Origin of the sequence: Vibrio sonorensis (assembly GCF_001854765.1) — a bacterium.
In the GTDB taxonomy this organism is placed as follows: Bacteria; Pseudomonadota; Gammaproteobacteria; order Enterobacterales; family Vibrionaceae; genus Vibrio; species Vibrio sonorensis.
On record NZ_LJJE01000092.1, the window covers coordinates 89,156 to 107,677 of the forward strand.

An 18,522-nucleotide genomic window follows, 5' to 3' on the forward strand; every position below is an offset into this window, starting at 1 on the left:
CCAAGTAGCGTATATTGCAACTTTGGGTGCTAAGTTTTACGACTTCTCCAGTTGGTCAAACAACGGAAGGTTCCACGGTCTAAGCGCGACCACCATAGAGGTGCCGTGGCGCTCTTCCATATTCAGTTGAGTGTCTTCTTTGCACGTGGCGTAAAAATCGCTGACCAACTTGTCGATCTTATTTTGCAACTTGTGGTGGCTGGCGTTAGAGAGAAGTCCAGTGCTCATCACTAGCTTCTCTTCAGGCTTATTAAAGTAGCTGCGGAAAAACTCATTCAATACGTGCTGGTGGAAGAACACCTGAATGGGTCCACCAGGTATCCAGCGAAACGCGGGTGATACTTTTAATCGAATGCGATCTCCGGGTAAAAGGTCGATGATTTTTAGACGGTCGAGTAAAGCGAGCTTTTGAGTCAGTTCGTTCTTGCTCAGGTCATATTGCTCTAAGATATCTTCACAGGAATAGCCGTTGATGGCACAAACGGAAACAAGGAGCAAAACTTTGTCATCAATCAGCTGTTTTTCTTGTTCATAGGTCAGCTCTTTTAACCCGCGATTGTGGGCGTTGGCTAGTTGAAATAGTTCGCCCATTTCAATGCCAATCATAGTGCAAATGGCGTTCAATCGTTCCAAACTTAGACTGGTGCCTTCTGCCAGTAGCCTTTTTACCGAAGCTTCGCTAAGGTCGAGTTGCTTGGCGACATCGGTGTATTGAATATCGCGCAGTTTCAGTTGGCGTTTAAGCTCAGTGATCACTCTTTGGCTTTCTGACAAGGTATCGTCCTCCACACTTATGACTGTCGATGCAAACTTTGCTGATTTTCTATTTTATCAGCCATTTGTATTAGAGTATCAAGAATCCGCTTACCATGGGTTCTGATACCATTGTGTTCAAACTCATTTGTGATCCAAGCAGAAGCGTTGGGGATCTTTGCCAAGGTATGGCGACTGAGCATCATGTCGACAAACATATCTTCAGCATATACCGCGCAGGCGAGGGGAACTTGGTTGTTCGCTAACACTTCCTCTTTGTACAGAGGTTGCCAGTCGGATTTCTCAGCGAGCTGATGCGCCGCTTCTTTTAACGGTGCAAGGCTGGCGTATTGGTCGAACATCCACGGGAAGACCATTTCTCCAGTAAAATAAAATGGTTTGTCTCTTTGGTAGTTAAACTCGCCAATAGACTGTCTAACGCGGTGCGCGCTCCAATTGGATGCGGCGTTCTGACAATAGATAGATTCGTGCAAAATGGCGTAGAGAGGGTTGGTGTGAAACACTTGATCGGAGAGCATTTGATAAAGAAACTCATCCTTAGTACCTCCTTGCCGTTGACCTCTATAAACGCGTTTTCAAGTAGGTAATAGATGGGTAAAAATTGGTTCGCCATACCAAAGTGAATGCCCAGTTGCTGAAACTGCTCCACCGTAAAACGTTGTCCATTGGGCAGAACTACCGGGTTGTCTAACAGGTAATTGGCAATTTTTTGGCAAAGTTGCTGAGCTTTGGGAAACTGTTGAAAGAACGCGAAATTCTTTTCTTTGGTTCTTTCAAATGTGGCTTGGTAAACATCATCAGCATGGCTAGCGATCGGCGCGACACCACCGGTGATATAACACCTTGATAAGCTATTGGGAAAGTGAGAGAGATAAGTAAGAGTGCAAAAACCACCGAAGCTCTGGCCCAAAATGGCCCATTTTTCAATCTTCATGGCTTTTCTAATTTCTTCCGCATCTCGCACTATATTGTCAGCTCGAAAAAGGGATAGGTATTCACTTTGCTGGGTCGGTGTTAAATGAGCGAGGGTTTGTACACTCAGTACGTGACTATTGCCAGTTCCCCTTTGATCAATAAGCAATACTTGATAGTGCTCGCAGGCGAAACTCAGCCATTCCAACTCGGAGCCACTGCGCGGGGACGGGAAGCCGGGTCCCCCCTGCAGGTATATCAGCCATGGCTTGTTTTTTGATGCGGGACTGTTTTTTCTCACTTCTCTGGCAAAGACAGAAATAGTATCTTTATCCCTTGCGTTGTAATTCAGAGGAACCTTGAAACGCATTGGGTTAAAACAGAGGTCAGCATCAATAAATGGCGCATAAGTCGGCATGGTGTATTCCCTTGAGTATTGGCTATAAAGCCATCCAATCAAGGGGTTACTTTAACCTGTATAGGCCGATGCTCAAAAGAGTTATTGACCAATTCTCGCGGTTGATTGAGCGAGGACAATCTGAGCTTTGTTGTCTTTGTAGCGCCAAACTCGGGTAAAGATAAAGCTTCCACTGGCATCAGCCCCATTAAAGACCCCGGTTATTGCTGCGTCGACGGTCACCGTAGCGATATCATTTGCGATTGAAATGTACTGATTGCTCAACTCGATACTAGATATTTTTAATAGGCCAGATTGGTGAGCACCAATGTCGTCTTGTTTACTCAATCGCTGTCCCAAATGGCTGATAAATACGAGGTCATCAGAAAGTAACTCATCTAACAGAGTTACATTAGAAGACAACATCGCTTGTTGGAGTGTTTTTTCTAGCTCAATAACCGAGTGTTCAGTGAAATACATCAGCGGCTTCCTTTTTAAATATGCAATGTAATTAATATGATGCAGTATCAATAGAGGAAGTGGAAGGTGTAATACTCCACTGAGATCAAAGGTTAGATCAAAAATCGCTATGCATACAAACCGTATTAGTGGGGTTTGATGCTGGAGATATAGTGGTTGTTGTGAATGAGGCCAGCTCGAGCACGACAAAATTGAGATCGGGTTTCAGACCATTGACAGTTTTCCAGTTTATTGGCGTATAGCTCTGCTTTTTGCAATATTCGGCGGCACTTAGCCAGTCGTGCCTGATCTCAGCCTCACGTGCCAAATTGGCGTAATACATATAATCATTCATAGGTTAATCCTCGCTTTATAAGTTCCCTACGGCAGAGTTGGACTGCTTGGTTGAAAGGGGGTATTTGGGAGGATTCAATAGCATTGGATAAAGGAGATAGCTAGAGCATAAAGAACTATATTGTTAATGGAGTGCATTGCTGAGAAATTATTGGGATTGTCGTCTTCTCCTCAGTTTTGAGAATTCACTGTTATCATTTTGTGAAATAGTATGGGTTGATAAATTAAATGCTTTACTTAACTTTGTTAAAGATCTAGTTTTAAAGGGTGTTTCGGAAGAGGGCAAGTGATGAAAAAATTCGCCGGATTTACTGCCGCTACCGTTGAGCAGAGGACGGATTGGACGCAAGATTTGTTTAGCCTTCGAATTGGCGGAGCGCATCTAAGTTTTAAAGCGGGCCAGTTCACCAAATTGGCACTTCCCAATGAGAATGGCGACTTAATCAGTCGAGCTTATTCTATTGTTAACGCTCCGCTAACCAGCCATGACCTTATTGAGTTCCTTCTTGTTTCGAATAGAAATGGCAAGTTAAGTCCTAAACTGCAAGGCCTTAAAGTTGGGGATACCGTGTATGTTGGGGATAAAGCCAATGGCGATCTTGTCTTCGACACCATTCCTAAATCTGCACGCGATTTATGGCTGTTCTCGACAGGAACGGGCATAGGACCATTCTTATCATTATTGGATGATATGAGCTTTCGTCCCGCTAATGAATGCATTATTTTGGTGCACGCGGTGCGCCACAAAGGTGATTTAGTTTATCGCTATCTGATTGATCAACTCGTCACTCAGTACGAGGGGCGTCTAACCTATGTCCCTGTTGTGAGTCGAGAAAAAATTCCCGGAGTACTGCAGGGCCGCATACCTGATTTGATTGAGGATGGGACTTTTGAAAAGCAACTTCAGCTAGAGTTTTCACAAGATAAAAGCTTTGTGATGCTCTGCGGTAACCCTGAGATGATTAAAGACACCCAATCTGTGCTACTTGCAAAAGGTCTCGAAAAATATCGACGCGCGACTGGGGGCAATATCGTCTACGAGAGATATTGGTGAGGCTAAGTCTCTATTTCAGTTGTCGTATATGGTCTCCGAGCGCTTCCACTTCTTCAAAGTTTCGATAGGATTGTTGCAATATCCTAATAAAATCTGATATTTAGGGTCGTATGGTTCACCGATGTAAGTGGTTCGTATCCATTCGCCACTCTTGAGATCGATTTGGGTAACGACTCTACCTTTAAAATTGTGGAATAGCGCAAACTGTTCGCTTTCATAAACCAATTGCTCTTTATAGAACCAAAAATTGTCCCTGCTATTGAGCAGCATGCACTTAAGCGGCGGAGTAGGTAACTGATCTTCGTCGGCAGGGGTTGTTAATAGCAGTGTGGCTAAAATTAGACTGTTCATCGTGGTACTCCCTATCCCCACATAGTCACTCTAAGTATAAATCATTCTTCGAACTTCAAAGACCAAACTTGCGTTCAAACCATGGCATGCATTCTGCTTTAGACCAACTTAACGGTCAGAGTTTTAAAGGAATAATGATGAATATACTTGTTGATCTAATCGACCACCCTAAGGTGATCAGTTTGCTTGAAGAGCACTTGGAAGATATGCGTTCTACCTCTCCGCCTGAGAGTGTTCACGCGTTAGATCTCAAAGGCCTCAAGCAGAACGGTCTAACGTTTTGGACGCTATGGGACGGGGACGAAGTGTTGGGGTGTGTCGCGCTAAAAGAACTAGACAAGCAACACGGTGAGATTAAATCAATGAGAACGAGCAATGAATCTCGCGGTAAGGGAATCGGTAAAAAGTTGCTAGAGCATGTGATTGAACAAGCGAGTTCGAGAGGCTACCAACGATTGAGCTTAGAAACAGGCTCTATGGATTTTTTTAAACCAGCTCGATCCCTATACAGCAAACGCGGTTTTCAAAAATGTCAGCCGTTTGCAGATTACACCAATGATCCAAACAGTGAGTTTATGGCACTCGTTCTTTAGTACAGCCCCAGAGCTAACGAGCGGCGTTGGCTGCACGATTTGACTTTAAGAGTTGTCGGATAGAGAACCCAGTGACAAGTGAAGTACCAGTGAGCACCATGGCGGTGCCTAAAAGTGTGTTCCATCCCACTGGTTCATCAAGTATCAGTGCTCCCCATAAAATGCCAAACATTGGAATCAAAAAGGTGACGGACAAAGCGGACGCCGGACCGATATCGTTAACTAACTTAAAATAGAGTAGGTACGCGACGCCGGTGCAAAGTACCCCCAAAGCGAGTACCGATGACATTTCTATTTCAGTCGGTACTTGACGCATAGGAATAAATGCCAGTAGTGGCAGCACAATGATGACCGCGGCCCACATACTGCCATGTGCATTTTCAAAGGAAGGCACTGAGGGAGCGGTTTTGGTGTAATTGGTCGCAATCCCATAGCAACACGACGCCATAATACCGGCGGCAATAGGCAGCGCGCTGGCTTTCCCTAAAGCCGCAGCGTCCCATCCGACAAGGACAGCTACACCAATAATGCCTACTCCCAAGCCTATAAGGGCTTTGGCATCTAGCCGAGTTTTGTGCCAGACCACACCAATCACGGCACCCCATATAGCGGCAGTGGAGTTTAGAATGGCTAACGTTGAAGCGTTTAAAGTCTGGGCGGCATAAGCGAAAAGCAAAAACGGAAGGGCGGTATTAAATAAACCGATAATAAAAAAATGTCGGCTATGGGCTCTAAAAGGCAACTTTTTGCGCAAGAAAAGTGACGCGATAAATAGGCTGATTGCTGCAAACCCCACTCTTAACTCAATTAGATAAGCGGGGCCAAAAGTATTGGCAGCAATTCGCATAAACAGGAAAGAACCACCCCATATAGCGGCTAAGCATAGCAAACGGACAAAACTGCCTAAAGACATGAACCTAAACCTCACAATCAGGGGGAGAGCACTAAGAAGGTTTCTTAAACAGAAAGGCGCAAGAAACCCGATCGCTAATGTGACTGAAATCGCGGGTTAAAGCAATGAATAAAAATTGGGATGGCGTTCGGCGAAATAACAACAGATAAACAAAAGGGAAGCCTTTGGCTTCCCTTAGTGATGCTGACAGCAAAAGATTAGAAACCTTTGATGTTCTCTGCTTCAAGTTCAGTGAAGTACTTAACTGTTTTTACTTTCAGTTCTTGAGTTGCAGGCTCGTCACATACAATCACTGATTTAGGGTGAAGTTGTAGTGCAGAAACTGTCCATAGGTGGTTAACGCTACCTTCTACTGCCGCTTCAAGCGCTAGCGCTTTGTTGTGACCAGTTACAAGGATCATGATTTCATGAGCGTCTAGAAGTGTACCAACACCGATAGTTAGTGAGTACTTAGGTACTTGGTTGATATCACCGTCAAAGAAACGAGAGTTTGCGATACGAGTATCTTCAGTCAGTGTCTTGATACGAGTGCGTGAAGACAGAGAAGATGCAGGTTCATTAAAGGCGATATGGCCATCGTTACCCACGCCACCCATGAATAGGTTGATTTTGCCGTAAGATTTGATCTTATCTTCGTAGCGCTGGCACTCAACTTCGTGGTCCGCCGCGTTACCATCAAGAAGGTTGATGTTTTCTTCTTGGATATCGATGTGGTTGAAGAAGTTAGTGTACATAAATGAACGGTATGACTCTGGGTGGTCAGCTGGAAGGCCAACGTACTCATCCATGTTAAATGTCACAACGTGTTTGAAGCTTACTTCACCTGCTTTGTGCATCTCGATTAGCGCTTTGTATGTCGCTAGTGGAGTACCACCGGTTGGCAGACCAAGAACAAAAGGACGCTCTGCAGTTGGTTTAAATTCGTTGATGCGCTTAACGATATGAGCTGCAGACCATTTACCTACTTGTGCTGCTTTATTCAGCGGGATAAGTCTCATTGTGTTGCCTCTAATGGTTGTATTCTAAATCTAAATTTATTTTGGATTATAAAATAAGTGATAAGCCCGCGCCATTGTTTTTGGTCAATTTTTCCTTAATTACAATGTAAGTGATAGCTTACCTTTAAGTTACACGTTTGCGTGATACAAATTCTATAAAGAAATACGTGCTACTACCGACGTGGTTAATGAAAATTTACGACGAGAAATAAGATCGTGCTACTGCTGAATTTGTGCTCTCATCGTTTGAGTTAACTGATTAGATTGTCGATAAAAATCAGAAATATATTTTATATAACAACCAGTTAAACTTATGGTCTATTTATTTCTTCAAGTGTCGTACTCACTTAGAACGGGGGGAAATGCCTGTCAGCTTGGCTGAGGTTCAAAAGGGGGGGGGGCGAAGTAGAACAACTGGTCAGGTCACGTTGATGAATATTGCGCATTACCTGAGAGCCAATGTAGGCTAACATGCAGATAGCAAACTATATTTAAAATGTTGGAGTTTGTCTGTTTTGGACAATACTCCGCTAAGAAAGAAACAAAGATGAATTTAATTGGTATTGCGATAGGCGCTACTGGACTGTTACTACTGGGTACTTTTGTCTGGATGCTGGTGCTTTCGCTGCGCAAAAAGCGATTAGAGCAAGAGAGAAGAGAGCGTGATATAGCGTTCAGGAAAGCTTTGCAAAAAAATCGAAAACAAGAACGCGAAGAGCGCGTTTTCAAAGCCGAAAATGGCCATATCCCTACCATTCTTTTTTTAGCTAAAGAAGCTGAGCGCAGCAACCCTAAAGAAGCCCTTTATTGGTACAACAAAGCGGCTAATCTGGACAATATTACGGGTATGTACGGTATCGTGCGTATCAGTAACCGCATTCGAGAAGATTTGATCCTCAAAGAACAAGCCAAGTTTTGGCAAATTAGCATCACAGCACTTGAAGGTAGTTTGGCTCACCAGTTTAAGCGCGGTGAAGCGATGTTTCACGGTAAAGGCGTTGATCGAAACTTAGTTAAGTCGATAGAAATATTGGAAGACGCGGCCGAGCGAGGGAACATAGAGTCTATGCTCTTTCTGGGTGATTGGTACGCTTCTCCAAGTAATGCTCAACGCATGCCCACTCGTTCACTTGACTGGTTACGCAAGGCAGCGAGCCTGAAAAGCAATGAGGGGCGGACAAAGTTGGGGCTCAACTATATCAAAGGCATAGGCACTCCCCCTGATCACCTTAAAGGCTGCTATTGGTTAGAACGTGCAGCCGAAAAAGGTCATACTGAAGCGATGTACAGAGCAGGTGAAGCTTGGATGGATATTTCGCCTAATGGCAATGCAATAGCCTATATATGGCTGTTTTTGGGTGGTCAACTCGGTCATGAAGGCGCAAGGGTGTTACGGGATCAAGTCGCTTTAAATATTGGGGTCGATACCGTAGTAGGCTTGCAGGCGATTTCTAAGCCGATGTTGAAAAAGATCAAAGAGAACAAAGTGGGTAAGCATGCGCTTATTAAGGCGTTGAACAAGATATACAAGCGCAAAGTCACTCTTATTGATACCGTAATAGAGCCTCAAGAAGAACTGGAATCTGACACGCAAGAGCCAAAACTAGACGTGCCAATGATGGAGAACTTGCCTGAGTCTACGGATGATGGAACAGAAGACACGGGTGAAAAACTGGATTTTAGTCAATCGCCAATAGACAGTAACAAGCCATAAAAAGACCCCCAATAATTGGTGTCCAACTATTGGGGGTCACTTCACAAATGGAGCGGTTTTTTATCGAATATCTTCAGGTTACTGAGACTTTTTCTGCTGTGATTTACAAACAGCCGCAGTAAACACAACATCAGTTGAGCTGTTAAGCGCAGTCTCTGCCGAATCTTGAACGACGCCAATAATGAAGCCAACGGCAACCACCTGCATTGCGATATCGTTAGGGATACCAAAGAGTCCACAAGCCAGTGGAATCAGCAATAGCGAACCACCTGCAACGCCAGAAGCACCACACGCCGATACCGCCGCTACTACGCTCAGCAGAATAGCCGTTAAAAAGTCTACCTCAATCCCCATTGTGTGTACGGCGGCTAACGTTAGCACTGTAATGGTAATTGCTGCACCAGCCATGTTGATCGTCGCGCCAAGAGGGATGGATACCGAATAGGTGTCTTCATCTAACTTTAGCTTGTCACAAAGCGTCATGTTTACCGGAATATTTGCCGCACTTGAACGAGTGAAAAATGCGGTAACGCCACTTTCACGTAAACATTGGAACACCAATGGGTATGGGTTTTCACCAGTTTTCACCAATACGATGATTGGGTTAACAACAAGAGCAATGATCGCCATCGCACTTAGTAGTACAGCTAAGAGTTTTGCGTAGCCAGTTAGCGCTTCGAATCCAGTAGTGGCAAGTGTAGAAGAGACTAAGCCGAAAATACCAAATGGCGCTAAGCGAATGATAAAGCGAACAATGGTTGATACGCCGTGGCTCAAGTCTTCAAAAACAGCTTTAGTTGTGCCAGAAGCGTGGTGAAGCGCAAGACCCAAACCGATCGCCCATGCCAGAATACCGATGTAGTTTGCGCTCATTAACGCGTTGACTGGGTTATCGACAAGTTTAAATAGAAGGGTGTGGAGTACTTCGCCAATACCCTGTGGAGGATTGGCGCCTTCAGCACCAGTAACAAGAGTTAACGTGGTCGGGAAAAGAAAGCTCAGAGCGACAGCGGTCAAAGCTGCCATCAATGTGCCAAAAAGGTAAAGAACCACGATTGGACGCATATAGGTGTGCTGGTTTTTCTTTTGGTTCGCGATTGACGCTGCAACCAAAATAAAAACAAGTATAGGAGCGACGGCTTTTAGTGCGCCGACAAATAGACTTCCGAGTAGTCCCGCATCTTTTGCTAAATCTGGTGAAACAGTTGCCAGAGCGACACCGATAACGATACCCGCTAGGATCTGTAACACCAAATTACCGCGTGCAAAACGGGCAATAAGAGAGTTGTGTTGCATAAGTATTCCTGCAATGAATTATTTTATAGGTATTAAATGATTTCAGTTATTTCAACTGAAGCAGGCAATATTATCGGTTTGAAATAATGTGTCTAGATTTAATTGATAAATAGCATTAATAATTATGTCATTGCTATTATTGTAAACATTATGTTGTAAAGGTGAGTGGGTGTCGTTACAAAATAATGGGGGTTGCCCCCCATATATCGTTAGTATCCTTTCTTTCGTTTTCGACTCTCTGCCTGTGTTGATTTTACGTGCTTACCAAACTGACGGTGTCGCTCTCTCTGCTCAGCGATGGACTCGGAATTTCTCCGTTGTTCACGCTCCAGTTTGAGGTAGTTGCTAAGACGTCGAGCCGACAGGGTTCCGTTATCTATTGCTTTGTTGACAGCGCAACCCGGTTCAGACTCGTGTTGACAATCGCTAAAGCGACAGCGTTCGATTAGCGTAATAACATCTTGAAAGGTCTCTTCAAGTCCCTCCGTACAATCGAAAATTTGTACTTCTCTCATGCCCGGAGTGTCGATAACTATGGTACCGTCGGGAACCCAATGCATTGAGCGTGACGTAGTAGTATGGCGACCTTTTCCATCGTCCAGGCGAATATCATTAGTCTGTTGAACTTCTTGCTGACTCAGCTGATTCAACAATGTCGATTTACCTACGCCAGAACTCCCTGTGAGCGCAATGGTTTTTCCTTCACCACACCAAGGTGACACAGAATCTATTGCTTGCGCGTCAAGGCCATTAACCGCTTGAACACTGATAAAGGGATCAATACTTTGAACCTGTTGAATGTAGTGCAGTGTATCTTCACATAGATCGGCTTTACTCAAGATAACAACGGGCTCTGGCCCGGCTTCTCTCGCTAGGGCGATAAAGCGCTCAATTCGACTGAGATTAAAGTCTTCGTTCAACGCACAGACGATAAAGAGAGTATCAATGTTGGCTGCAATAAATTGCTCGCTTATTTTTGACCCAGCGGCTTTTCGTTTAATCAAAGACAAGCGTTCTAGGCAACGAACAAAATGACCTTGTTTGTCGATCAATACCCAATCTCCAACTGTCATTGGAGGTAAGCTGTGGTGCATCTCAAGCTTGTGTTCGCCCTCTTCACCAATAAGTAAATAGTGAGTGCGATGCTGCTGAGTGACCCGAAACGGTGTGCATTCGGTCAGTTCGTCAAGTGATAGCTGTTGTTGAAACGAGTGTTTCCAACCTAATTGACCTAAGGTCATAGGTGTTGAAATAGTCATGGATAGTAATACCCCAGTTTGCAGATAATATCTGCACAATAAAGCTAGGGTCTATAAGACCCCGGTAGATAAACACCGGGTGAAAGAGGAGGGTAGAAAAAGGTTACTTGTCCTGCTTCACCGGGTGGGTATGTAATACAATCATCTTTTCCTCCGTAGAAAGTTTGAAAATAAATCCGCTTAATAATAGCAAAAAGAGTGGGGATAATCCCACTCTTTTGTTTGTGACTTTATTAATAGAACCTTAGTGATCGTGTTTGTGCTCATGACCGTGATCATGTGCATGGTCATGTTTGTGCTTCATTCCCTTCATGACTTTTTTGATAGGGGCGGTAAAGCTCTGCTTTTCACCATTGGCAAACACAACTTCAACCTCGATCTTGTTTCCTTCTTCCAGTGGTTGTTTTAACTCAAACAACATGATGTGGAAACTTCCAGGCTTGAGTACGGTTTTGCCGTTGGCAGGGATCTTAAAGTTCTCAACCTGACGCATTTTCATAACGTCACCGTCTTTAATCACATCGTGAAGTTCTACTTTACCAGCGGCATCAGTAGATGCTGAAACGATAAAACGGTCGGCATCACCAGCATTGGTGATTTCGCCAAATACCGCGCTGTTTACCGCTGTTGGCGGTGTAGCACGAGCATATGGGTCATCTACCTGGATATCTGACTGGGCATATGCCAATGGGCTCAAAACCAGTGATGCGAGCAGTAGAGTGCGTAGTTTCATTGTTATTTTCCTTCTGAAGTAATTTTATTCATAGCGGCAACGATCGGTGCCGGTGTCATAGTGTGAGGTACTTTAGTAATCAAGGTACCGTCGGGCTTTAAAAAATAAAAATAGGAGCTGTGATCTAAGGTGTAACCCAATTGAGAGTTCTCTAGTTCAGTTTTTCTAAAAATCACGCCATAGCTATCTGCAAGCGGTTTAGTCACATCTAGTGGAGCAGATAAGCCTTCAATCATAGGGTGGAAGTATTGAGCGTACTTGTGCGCATCAGCCGCGGCGTCCCTGTCGGGGTCGAGGGAGATAAAGAGCGGCCAAAATTGCTTTTGTGCGCTTTCATCAATCTCATTGAGCGCACCTGACAGCATTGCTAGAGAAGTTGGGCACACGTCGGGACATCGAGTAAATCCAAAGTAGACCACACGCACCCGTTGATCTTGTGTATTAAATAGATCAACGGCTTGGTTTTCTTTACCAAATAACACGGTGGATTCTGGTTGCTGTTCTATTTCTGCCTGTGAATCAAAATAGGTTTTGATACCAAAACCCAAAGCAAATGCGACGACTAAGAGTAACGACCAGTTTTTGCTCATTGTTGCATCCTCAATGCCGCTTTGCGGGCTTGTTGTCCATCTGAAATTTCACCCATCCAAGTCATTTTCTCGGTGGTGCAAACAGGGAGTAATACCTCACCAGAAAAAGCACCGTCAGGCTGTTTACTAAGAATGTATTTTGCCACTCCCATATCCATTTCAACCCCCTCTAACGTGACAGAAAGCTGTTTTGCTTGCGTGTCTGGCCAGTGAACGGTGATAGTGCTGGGTACTAAAGGGCGTGTGATATCGGTGTCCATAGCCATGGACACCCCATCGGAATTACACGTTTTTGTCGATAGCATGCAGTATTCGCTAAGAGACTCCGATGAAGGGGAGTCCTTAACACCTTTAAGCAACTCAGGGGCAAAAAAGCCCGCTAACAAAGCGACGGCTATCAAGGCGATTTTTATACTAGAGTGCATAAATATTCTGATAAAGATGACGTTGGCGTATCTTAGCATAGCCAGTACGTCTAATCGCAACGTGTTAGAAAAATTGTGTTTGCAATCAATCTAATGGATAAATGTAGCAAAACTGTTTGAGATTTTTATCAAACTTTCAACACCAATGTCGAGTTGTACCAATATGTAACCTGTTGTAATAATAGTGGTTTTGCTTGTGGCACGAAAATGACCGCTTTCGTTATAACTATCACATTTCTCGCAATAGTCCTTAAAATTGTGTGGTTTCTTCATTGTCAGTTGTATTAGCCTAGCGCATCAATAATAAAGAGTCTCCGAGTAAAACTTTTCAATGAATGACAGCTTAGATAGCGTGAGTGTCGACTTACGTCAAGTGATGCTTGGTATTGCTACGGCGTTAGATGCGGTTGGTGTGGATGATATCCACCATGGCCATAGAGTTGGATACATCGCTTATCAGTGTGCAAAGCGAATGGGATGGGATGAAGAGCTCGCTCAAATGGCTTTTGGCGCCGGGCTTATTCACGACTGCGGTGTTTCACAAGAGACGGAAAGGCGTCAGCTTCTCTCTCAACTTATCCCTGAAGACACTCTTCACCACTGCCGCAAGGGATATGAACTGGTAGAGGCGTGCAAGCCCATCTCGGCACTTTCTAAAGCAATTTTGTATCATCACACACATTGGATTGAGCTTTCTAGAGTGTCTGGTATCGACGATTTAGATAAACAGCTCGCCGCTCTGATTTTTCTTTCCGATCGCATCGACTACCTATTCGTGCACTCAAAGCCAGACCAGTTTGGCAACATAACCAGTAGAGATAAAACCGCCATTATTGACGAACTAATTTCTCGCAGCGGATTGGTGTTTGAACCCAATATGGTGGTACATATGTGCGAGTTGATAACGACCGACGACTTTTGGTTTTCTATGGAGGCGAACCATATTGAAAGCTTAGTTGCGCGACTACCTGAAGTACGTTTTTTTGACAGCCATACTGGCTTAGATCAGACGATAGAAATGGCAGAGTTACTGGCTAAAATCATTGATGCCAAGAGCCCTTTTACTTTTCAACATTCCAAGCACGTTGCTGAACTCTCCGCTTTTTTTGGTCAAGCGCTTGGCTACTCGGAAAAAATGCAACGCATGCTCTATCTTTCGGGGCTCTTGCACGATATCGGCAAGATTAAAACCCCATCGTCGGTATTGCACAAGCCATCGAGTCTAAATGAAGAGGAATACGCCTGTATTAAGCGACACTCCACGGATACGCGTTTTGCATTACAAGGTATGATTCGCTCTAAACAGGTGGTGTCTTGGGCGGCGAACCACCACGAAAGATTGGATGGCTCTGGTTATCCGCTAGGTAAAGTGGCAAAAGAGTTAGACAAGCCAAGCCGTTTGATCGCTGTCGCCGATGTGTTTCAAGCGTTAACTCAATCTCGACCCTATCGAGATGGACTCTCACTTGAAGATACGATGACCATTCTTCATCAGCAGGCAAATCAGGGTTTGCTGGATGCTCAGGTCGTCGAGTGCTTAGAGAGAAATAAACAGGTCTGCTATCAGATTTCGATTGGCGAAATAGGTTTTTTTCAGACGTCCAACAGCTAGGTGTGAGAGACAAAAAAAGGGGCGATTATTATCGCCCCTTCTTATCTATTGGTTGACGGCTCTTACTTTGCCTTGTTTAAGTTCATTGAGCACTTGCTCTTTAGGCCCATCGGCGATAATTGCGCCTTTCTCCATAACGACAACTCGATCAACAACGTCCAACATAGACGTTTTGTGGGTGATCAAAATAAGCGTTTCGCTATCTTTTAGCTGAGAGAGCTGATGCTTAATATGCATTTCAGAACGGTTATCCATTGCACTAGTTGGTTCGTCCATCAAGAGTACAGGAGGTCGGCCCAGTATCGCTCTGGCAATAGCGACTGCCTGTCTTTGACCACCAGACAAGAGTAAACCGCCTTCGCCAACTTGTCGTTCTAATCCCGCAGGATCCTGCTGAGTAAATACAGTGACACCTGCTCGGTTAGCAGCATCCATTACGTCGCGGTCGTCTGCGAGAGGTCGGCCTAAGGTGATATTGTCTCGAATGGAACCATAAAACAGCTGGCTATCTTGTGGTACACAGCCAATATTTCTTCGAATGTCGATATGGTGCAATTGATCGATATCGGTATCGTCAATCCGTACATGACCTTCTGTTGGCTTGTACAACCCCATGACCAACCTTTCCAGTGTGGTTTTACCTGAACCAATTCGACCAATAATGGCGACCTTTTCACCAGGCTTAATGGTTAGACTCAAATCGCGAATAGAGGCGATTGGGGAGTCTGGGTAGTGGAAAGTGACGCGTTCTAGTTCTATTTTACCGTGAACAATTGGGCGGTGAATGTAGCGTTTGCCCTCTTCCTGTTCGTCAGGCATCGACATCACTTGCTCAATAATGGACATGGATGATTTAGCTTGGTTAAATCTGGTCGATAGCAAAGAGAGTTGAACCATAGGACCAATGGCTCTACCGCTCAGCATAGTGGCTGCGATCAGGCCACCCATGGTGAGCTCGCCTTCCGAAATAAGGTAAACCCCCAATATGATCATGCCCACATTTGAGGCTTGCTGAACAAATCCAGCAGTGTTTTGGATGCCGTCGGTAATACGGCGACTTTTTATGTTCCAATTTGCCATATGTGCAACCGCTTCTTCCCAGCGGAACTGGAACTGACTTTGCGCGCCAAACAGTTTAACGGTTTCTAATCCAGATAAGCTTTCAATTAAGTTGGCGTATTTCTGCGAAGCGAGGCGTGAACCTTCTTCTATGGTTCGGCGCAGCGGTCCTTGGATCAGTAGCGAATAGATCACAAGAATCAAAACACCAGCAATCGGCACCAGCACTAAATTTCCGGCCATCAACCAGATTAAAAACAGGAATAGCAATGCAAAAGGCAAGTCTATCAGCGAGCCTATAGTTGCGGAGGTGAAGAACTCTCGGATCGACTCAAATTCTTGCAAATGTCTGGCGAAGGCCCCTACCGATGGAGGGCGGGCTTCCATCCGAATCCCCATCACTTTGCTAAACAGTTTAGAGGAGATGAGAATGTCGGATTTTTTCCCTGCGACATCGATAAAATAGCTTCGCATTAACTTAAGTGTTAAGTCGAACAAGAAGATAACGAAAATACCGCTTGCCAGAACCCATAAGGTCTCAAATGCGAGGTTGGGTACCACTTTGTCATACACCAAACGCGTAAACATAGGTGCGGCTACCGCAAACAGGTTAATTAATATGGAGGCGATAAGTACATCGCGGTAGATGCGCTTAGATTTCCATATAGTGCCCCAGAACCAGTGTCCTTCCGTGGTTTTTAGTACTTCTGGTGAGCGCTCGTCATATCGAAACTGCTTTTTAACCAAGAAGTAACGGCCGATATAGAGTTCTTCTAAATCAGATAACGGCAGAGAAACAGGGACTAAGCCCGACTCTCCAGTTACCACTTCGGCTTCTTGGGTATCAGCATTGATGCTGTTTAATACACAAGCATCACCACTTTTTAACAGTAACACCACGGGAAGAACGAGTTGGGAAATCTCGCTTAATTGGGAGCGGTTTTCTTTGGCGACTAGGCCCGCTCGCTCAGCGGAGCGAGGAAAGAGAAATGGCGTCAGTTTGCCATCCGACAAAGGAAGCCCGTTAATTAACGCCTCCGGTGAATTGGCTAAACCGTAATAGCGACTGACGTAAATAAGGGAATTGAGTAGTGGATCCTGCATTTATGTAACCTTTTATTTATCCACAATAAAGCCTTGGAACACTTCAATAAAGTGCTCTGACAAGAAGTTCAGCTGGGTTTGTGTCTCTACGCGAGAGGCAATGGTGGTTATTCCCAAGTTATGTGCCGTTCTAGAGACAGAGGTTAAAGTAAACTTCTGTTTTTCATCATCTAAGTGGTGAGTGTATAAGTAATCCAGTTTGACATAAGACGGACGGAACTCGTTAATGTAGTCCAAAGATTGGAAGTTTCGCCCGTAGTTGTCGACACCAAAATCGGCACCTGCGCTGCGCACTGCATTACAAAATAGTGCGGTGTGGTGCGGAGAGTGGATAAAGCAGTTCTCTGGGATCTCAAAGTGGAGCTTATCGGCAATATTCTTGTGTTTGCCAAGCAACTGACTCACCCAGCGAATAAAGCTAGGTTGAGCGATACTGCTTTGCGAAATGTTGATTGCCACTGGCTCAGAAAATTCGCCCGCAATCAGTTTTTCTACAATAGAACGGATTACGTACTCATCAAAGATATGGCTGGCATGTAGCTGTTCTAGAGCAAATAGGTATTGATTTGCGCTGTAACGCTCGCCATCTTTTTCTATGGCAGAGAAAACCTCGCGGTGGAACGTTTGACCAGAGTTGTTATTCGCCGCCTGAAAGCGGAAAGTGATCCAGTCGTTACTGATCGCTTCTTCGACCAAGTTTTTCCACTGCTGTTTACCCATCAGGTTCTGTTCGCTGTCGCTGCTGACGTAGCCATAAGTGAGCTCAGGGTTGGCCTTAGCATTGGCTAAAGCGTTGTCCAGCATAGTGAGGATTTCGGTCGTATTATGAGATTGCTGGTTGTAGACTACACCGAGTGCGATTTCGGCATCTGCTGTACCAGTCGGGTCTGGGTTGACATCTTGAACGTAGTTGGCGAGGCTTTCAGCCACTAGCTTGATTTCAGCACTGTCGACATTGGGCATAATAAAGCCAAATTCTTCGGTCGAAATACGTGCAATGGTCATCCCCGGAAGTGTGAGTGAAACTTTTAGGTGGTCGGCGAGTTCGCGAATCATACCATCACCGGCTTCATAGCCTTTGTCATCGTATAGCTCTTTAATAAAACTTGCTTCTAGTATTGCCACACCACCTGTCCCGCCTTCACCAAGCCAAGAGTTCAGTTGGCTCATATAGTAGGCGCGGTTACCAAGTTGAGAAACCGGGTCGATATAGGCTCTTTCGCGAAGCTGTTGAGCTTCTTTTGCTTGCGCTTTAAACGCCTTTTCTACTTGAGCCGACATGCTGTTAATTCCATCAACAACATAGATAAGGTCTTTAGTTGCAGGCCTTGGAAGCGGATCGCCAAACTGGTTTCTGGCCACCTGTTCCATTTTGGTTACGATAAGTTGAAGTGGGCGCAATGCTCTTTTGAGAATAAAAGCGATGGCGAGAAGACCGATAGTGAAAATGATTGAAAATGCAAAAACTAAACGTTCAAACGCTTTCCATAACTGGGAGTAGGCGGCCCCAGGATGGCTAACGATTTCCACTTCTGCAAGTTGCATCCAACCACTGGTAACGACTCTTCGATCGTGAATGCGGTCGAACAGGTGAAGGTTGGTAAACCACTCGGGTACATCCGTGGGTTTAATTGGATAAGAACGTAGGATCTCGTCGCCTGTATCTAAAAAGATCAAGCGAACGATGGAATAACTACTACCATCAAACAAAGCGTTAATTACAGATTCAACCGCAACTTGGTCCTTGTTTTCAAGGTAAGGTGCCAAGGCCAAACCCACCGTGTTGATGGTGTTGTTCACCTCAGAGCGTTGTTGCAACTCTAAGTTGTTTCGTGTGGTATTGAACTCAATAATGAACACTGACGCCATTAGCATCACGAACACTGCTATCATCCCCACCACGAGTTGTTTATATAAAGTCATAG

Annotated in this window: 17 protein-coding genes and 1 pseudogene; 4 read left to right on the forward strand and 14 right to left on the reverse strand. The window is 44.8% G+C overall.

The annotated features are described in order from the left end of the window. Positions 1-36 precede the first annotated feature (36 nt). The 4 genes and pseudogenes from BLO31_RS16225 to BLO31_RS16240 all read right to left on the reverse strand — a co-directional run bounded on the left by BLO31_RS16225 (position 37) and on the right by BLO31_RS16240 (position 2,897). Entirely contained in the window at positions 37-774 is a 738-nt protein-coding gene (locus BLO31_RS16225; protein ID WP_070969710.1) for a helix-turn-helix domain-containing protein, read from the reverse strand. Positions 775-791: 17 nt separating this feature from the next. Beyond that, positions 792-2,104: pseudogene (locus tag BLO31_RS16230) on the reverse strand (alpha/beta fold hydrolase). 81 nt (positions 2,105-2,185) lie between these two features. Next, positions 2,186-2,563, reverse strand: a complete 378-nt coding sequence (locus BLO31_RS16235) for a nuclear transport factor 2 family protein (protein WP_070969007.1) — start codon at positions 2,561-2,563, stop codon at positions 2,186-2,188. A gap of 97 nt (positions 2,564-2,660) precedes the next feature. After that, positions 2,661-2,897, reverse strand: a complete 237-nt coding sequence (locus BLO31_RS16240) for a hypothetical protein (protein WP_070969010.1) — start codon at positions 2,895-2,897, stop codon at positions 2,661-2,663. 288 nt (positions 2,898-3,185) lie between these two features. Between BLO31_RS16240 and BLO31_RS16245 the strand changes: the two genes are divergently transcribed. Continuing rightward, positions 3,186-3,950: a ferredoxin--NADP reductase gene (locus tag BLO31_RS16245; protein WP_070969014.1), complete on the forward strand. Its 765-nt coding sequence runs from the start codon at positions 3,186-3,188 to the stop codon at positions 3,948-3,950. Positions 3,951-3,965: 15 nt separating this feature from the next. Here the strand turns inward: BLO31_RS16245 and BLO31_RS16250 are convergent, their stop codons facing one another. Next, entirely contained in the window at positions 3,966-4,301 is a 336-nt protein-coding gene (locus BLO31_RS16250; RefSeq protein WP_070969017.1) for a hypothetical protein, read from the reverse strand. 137 nt (positions 4,302-4,438) lie between these two features. Here BLO31_RS16250 and BLO31_RS16255 point away from each other — a divergent pair, with 137 nt between their 5' ends. Beyond that, a complete protein-coding gene (locus tag BLO31_RS16255) occupies positions 4,439-4,894 on the forward strand; it encodes a GNAT family N-acetyltransferase (protein ID WP_070969020.1) in 456 nt (151 codons plus the stop codon). A 13-nt stretch (positions 4,895-4,907) separates the two neighbouring features. On the opposite strand, the gene BLO31_RS16260 is transcribed toward BLO31_RS16255, so the two are convergent. Both BLO31_RS16260 and nagB read right to left on the reverse strand, forming a co-directional pair. Beyond that, the gene (locus BLO31_RS16260) at positions 4,908-5,807 is read right to left on the reverse strand and encodes a DMT family transporter (protein WP_070969024.1); all 900 of its coding nucleotides are present in this window, start codon (positions 5,805-5,807) and stop codon (positions 4,908-4,910) included. Between the two features lie 197 nt (positions 5,808-6,004). Then, positions 6,005-6,805 carry a glucosamine-6-phosphate deaminase gene (gene nagB / locus BLO31_RS16265; protein WP_070969027.1) on the reverse strand — a complete coding sequence of 267 codons (801 nt, stop codon included), beginning with the start codon at positions 6,803-6,805 and terminating at the stop codon, positions 6,005-6,007. Between the two features lie 547 nt (positions 6,806-7,352). Here nagB and BLO31_RS16270 point away from each other — a divergent pair. Further along, positions 7,353-8,519 carry a tetratricopeptide repeat protein gene (locus BLO31_RS16270; RefSeq protein ID WP_070969030.1) on the forward strand — a complete coding sequence of 389 codons (1,167 nt, stop codon included), beginning with the start codon at positions 7,353-7,355 and terminating at the stop codon, positions 8,517-8,519. A gap of 78 nt (positions 8,520-8,597) precedes the next feature. Here BLO31_RS16270 and sstT read toward each other — a convergent pair whose 3' ends face one another. The 5 genes from sstT to BLO31_RS23585 all read right to left on the reverse strand — a co-directional run bounded on the left by sstT (position 8,598) and on the right by BLO31_RS23585 (position 12,822). Next, positions 8,598-9,815 carry a serine/threonine transporter SstT gene (sstT, locus tag BLO31_RS16275; protein ID WP_070969033.1) on the reverse strand — a complete coding sequence of 406 codons (1,218 nt, stop codon included), beginning with the start codon at positions 9,813-9,815 and terminating at the stop codon, positions 8,598-8,600. A 209-nt stretch (positions 9,816-10,024) separates the two neighbouring features. Next, positions 10,025-11,074 carry a ribosome small subunit-dependent GTPase A gene (gene rsgA / locus BLO31_RS16280; RefSeq protein WP_070969036.1) on the reverse strand — a complete coding sequence of 350 codons (1,050 nt, stop codon included), beginning with the start codon at positions 11,072-11,074 and terminating at the stop codon, positions 10,025-10,027. 244 nt (positions 11,075-11,318) lie between these two features. Next, positions 11,319-11,807, reverse strand: coding sequence for a copper chaperone PCu(A)C (locus BLO31_RS16285; RefSeq protein ID WP_070969039.1), 489 nt, complete (start codon positions 11,805-11,807; stop codon positions 11,319-11,321). Positions 11,808-11,809: 2 nt separating this feature from the next. Beyond that, a complete protein-coding gene (locus BLO31_RS16290; protein ID WP_070969042.1) occupies positions 11,810-12,397 on the reverse strand; it encodes an SCO family protein in 588 nt (195 codons plus the stop codon). Then, on the reverse strand, positions 12,394-12,822 hold the full coding sequence (locus BLO31_RS23585) for a hypothetical protein (RefSeq protein WP_070969045.1): 429 nt from the start codon (positions 12,820-12,822) through the stop codon (positions 12,394-12,396). Before BLO31_RS23585 ends, BLO31_RS16290 begins: the two co-directional genes overlap by 4 nt. Before the next feature lie 331 nt (positions 12,823-13,153). Here BLO31_RS23585 and BLO31_RS16300 point away from each other — a divergent pair, with 331 nt between their 5' ends. Further along, entirely contained in the window at positions 13,154-14,434 is a 1,281-nt protein-coding gene (locus BLO31_RS16300) for an HD-GYP domain-containing protein (protein WP_070969048.1), read from the forward strand. A 45-nt stretch (positions 14,435-14,479) separates the two neighbouring features. Here the strand turns inward: BLO31_RS16300 and BLO31_RS16305 are convergent, their stop codons facing one another. Further along, positions 14,480-16,597: a type I secretion system permease/ATPase gene (locus tag BLO31_RS16305; protein WP_070969052.1), complete on the reverse strand. Its 2,118-nt coding sequence runs from the start codon at positions 16,595-16,597 to the stop codon at positions 14,480-14,482. Positions 16,598-16,609: 12 nt separating this feature from the next. Then, positions 16,610-18,520 (reverse strand): bifunctional diguanylate cyclase/phosphodiesterase, encoded by a 1,911-nt coding sequence (locus BLO31_RS16310; protein ID WP_070969055.1) that lies wholly within the window; start codon positions 18,518-18,520, stop codon positions 16,610-16,612. Positions 18,521-18,522: the final 2 nt, after the last annotated feature.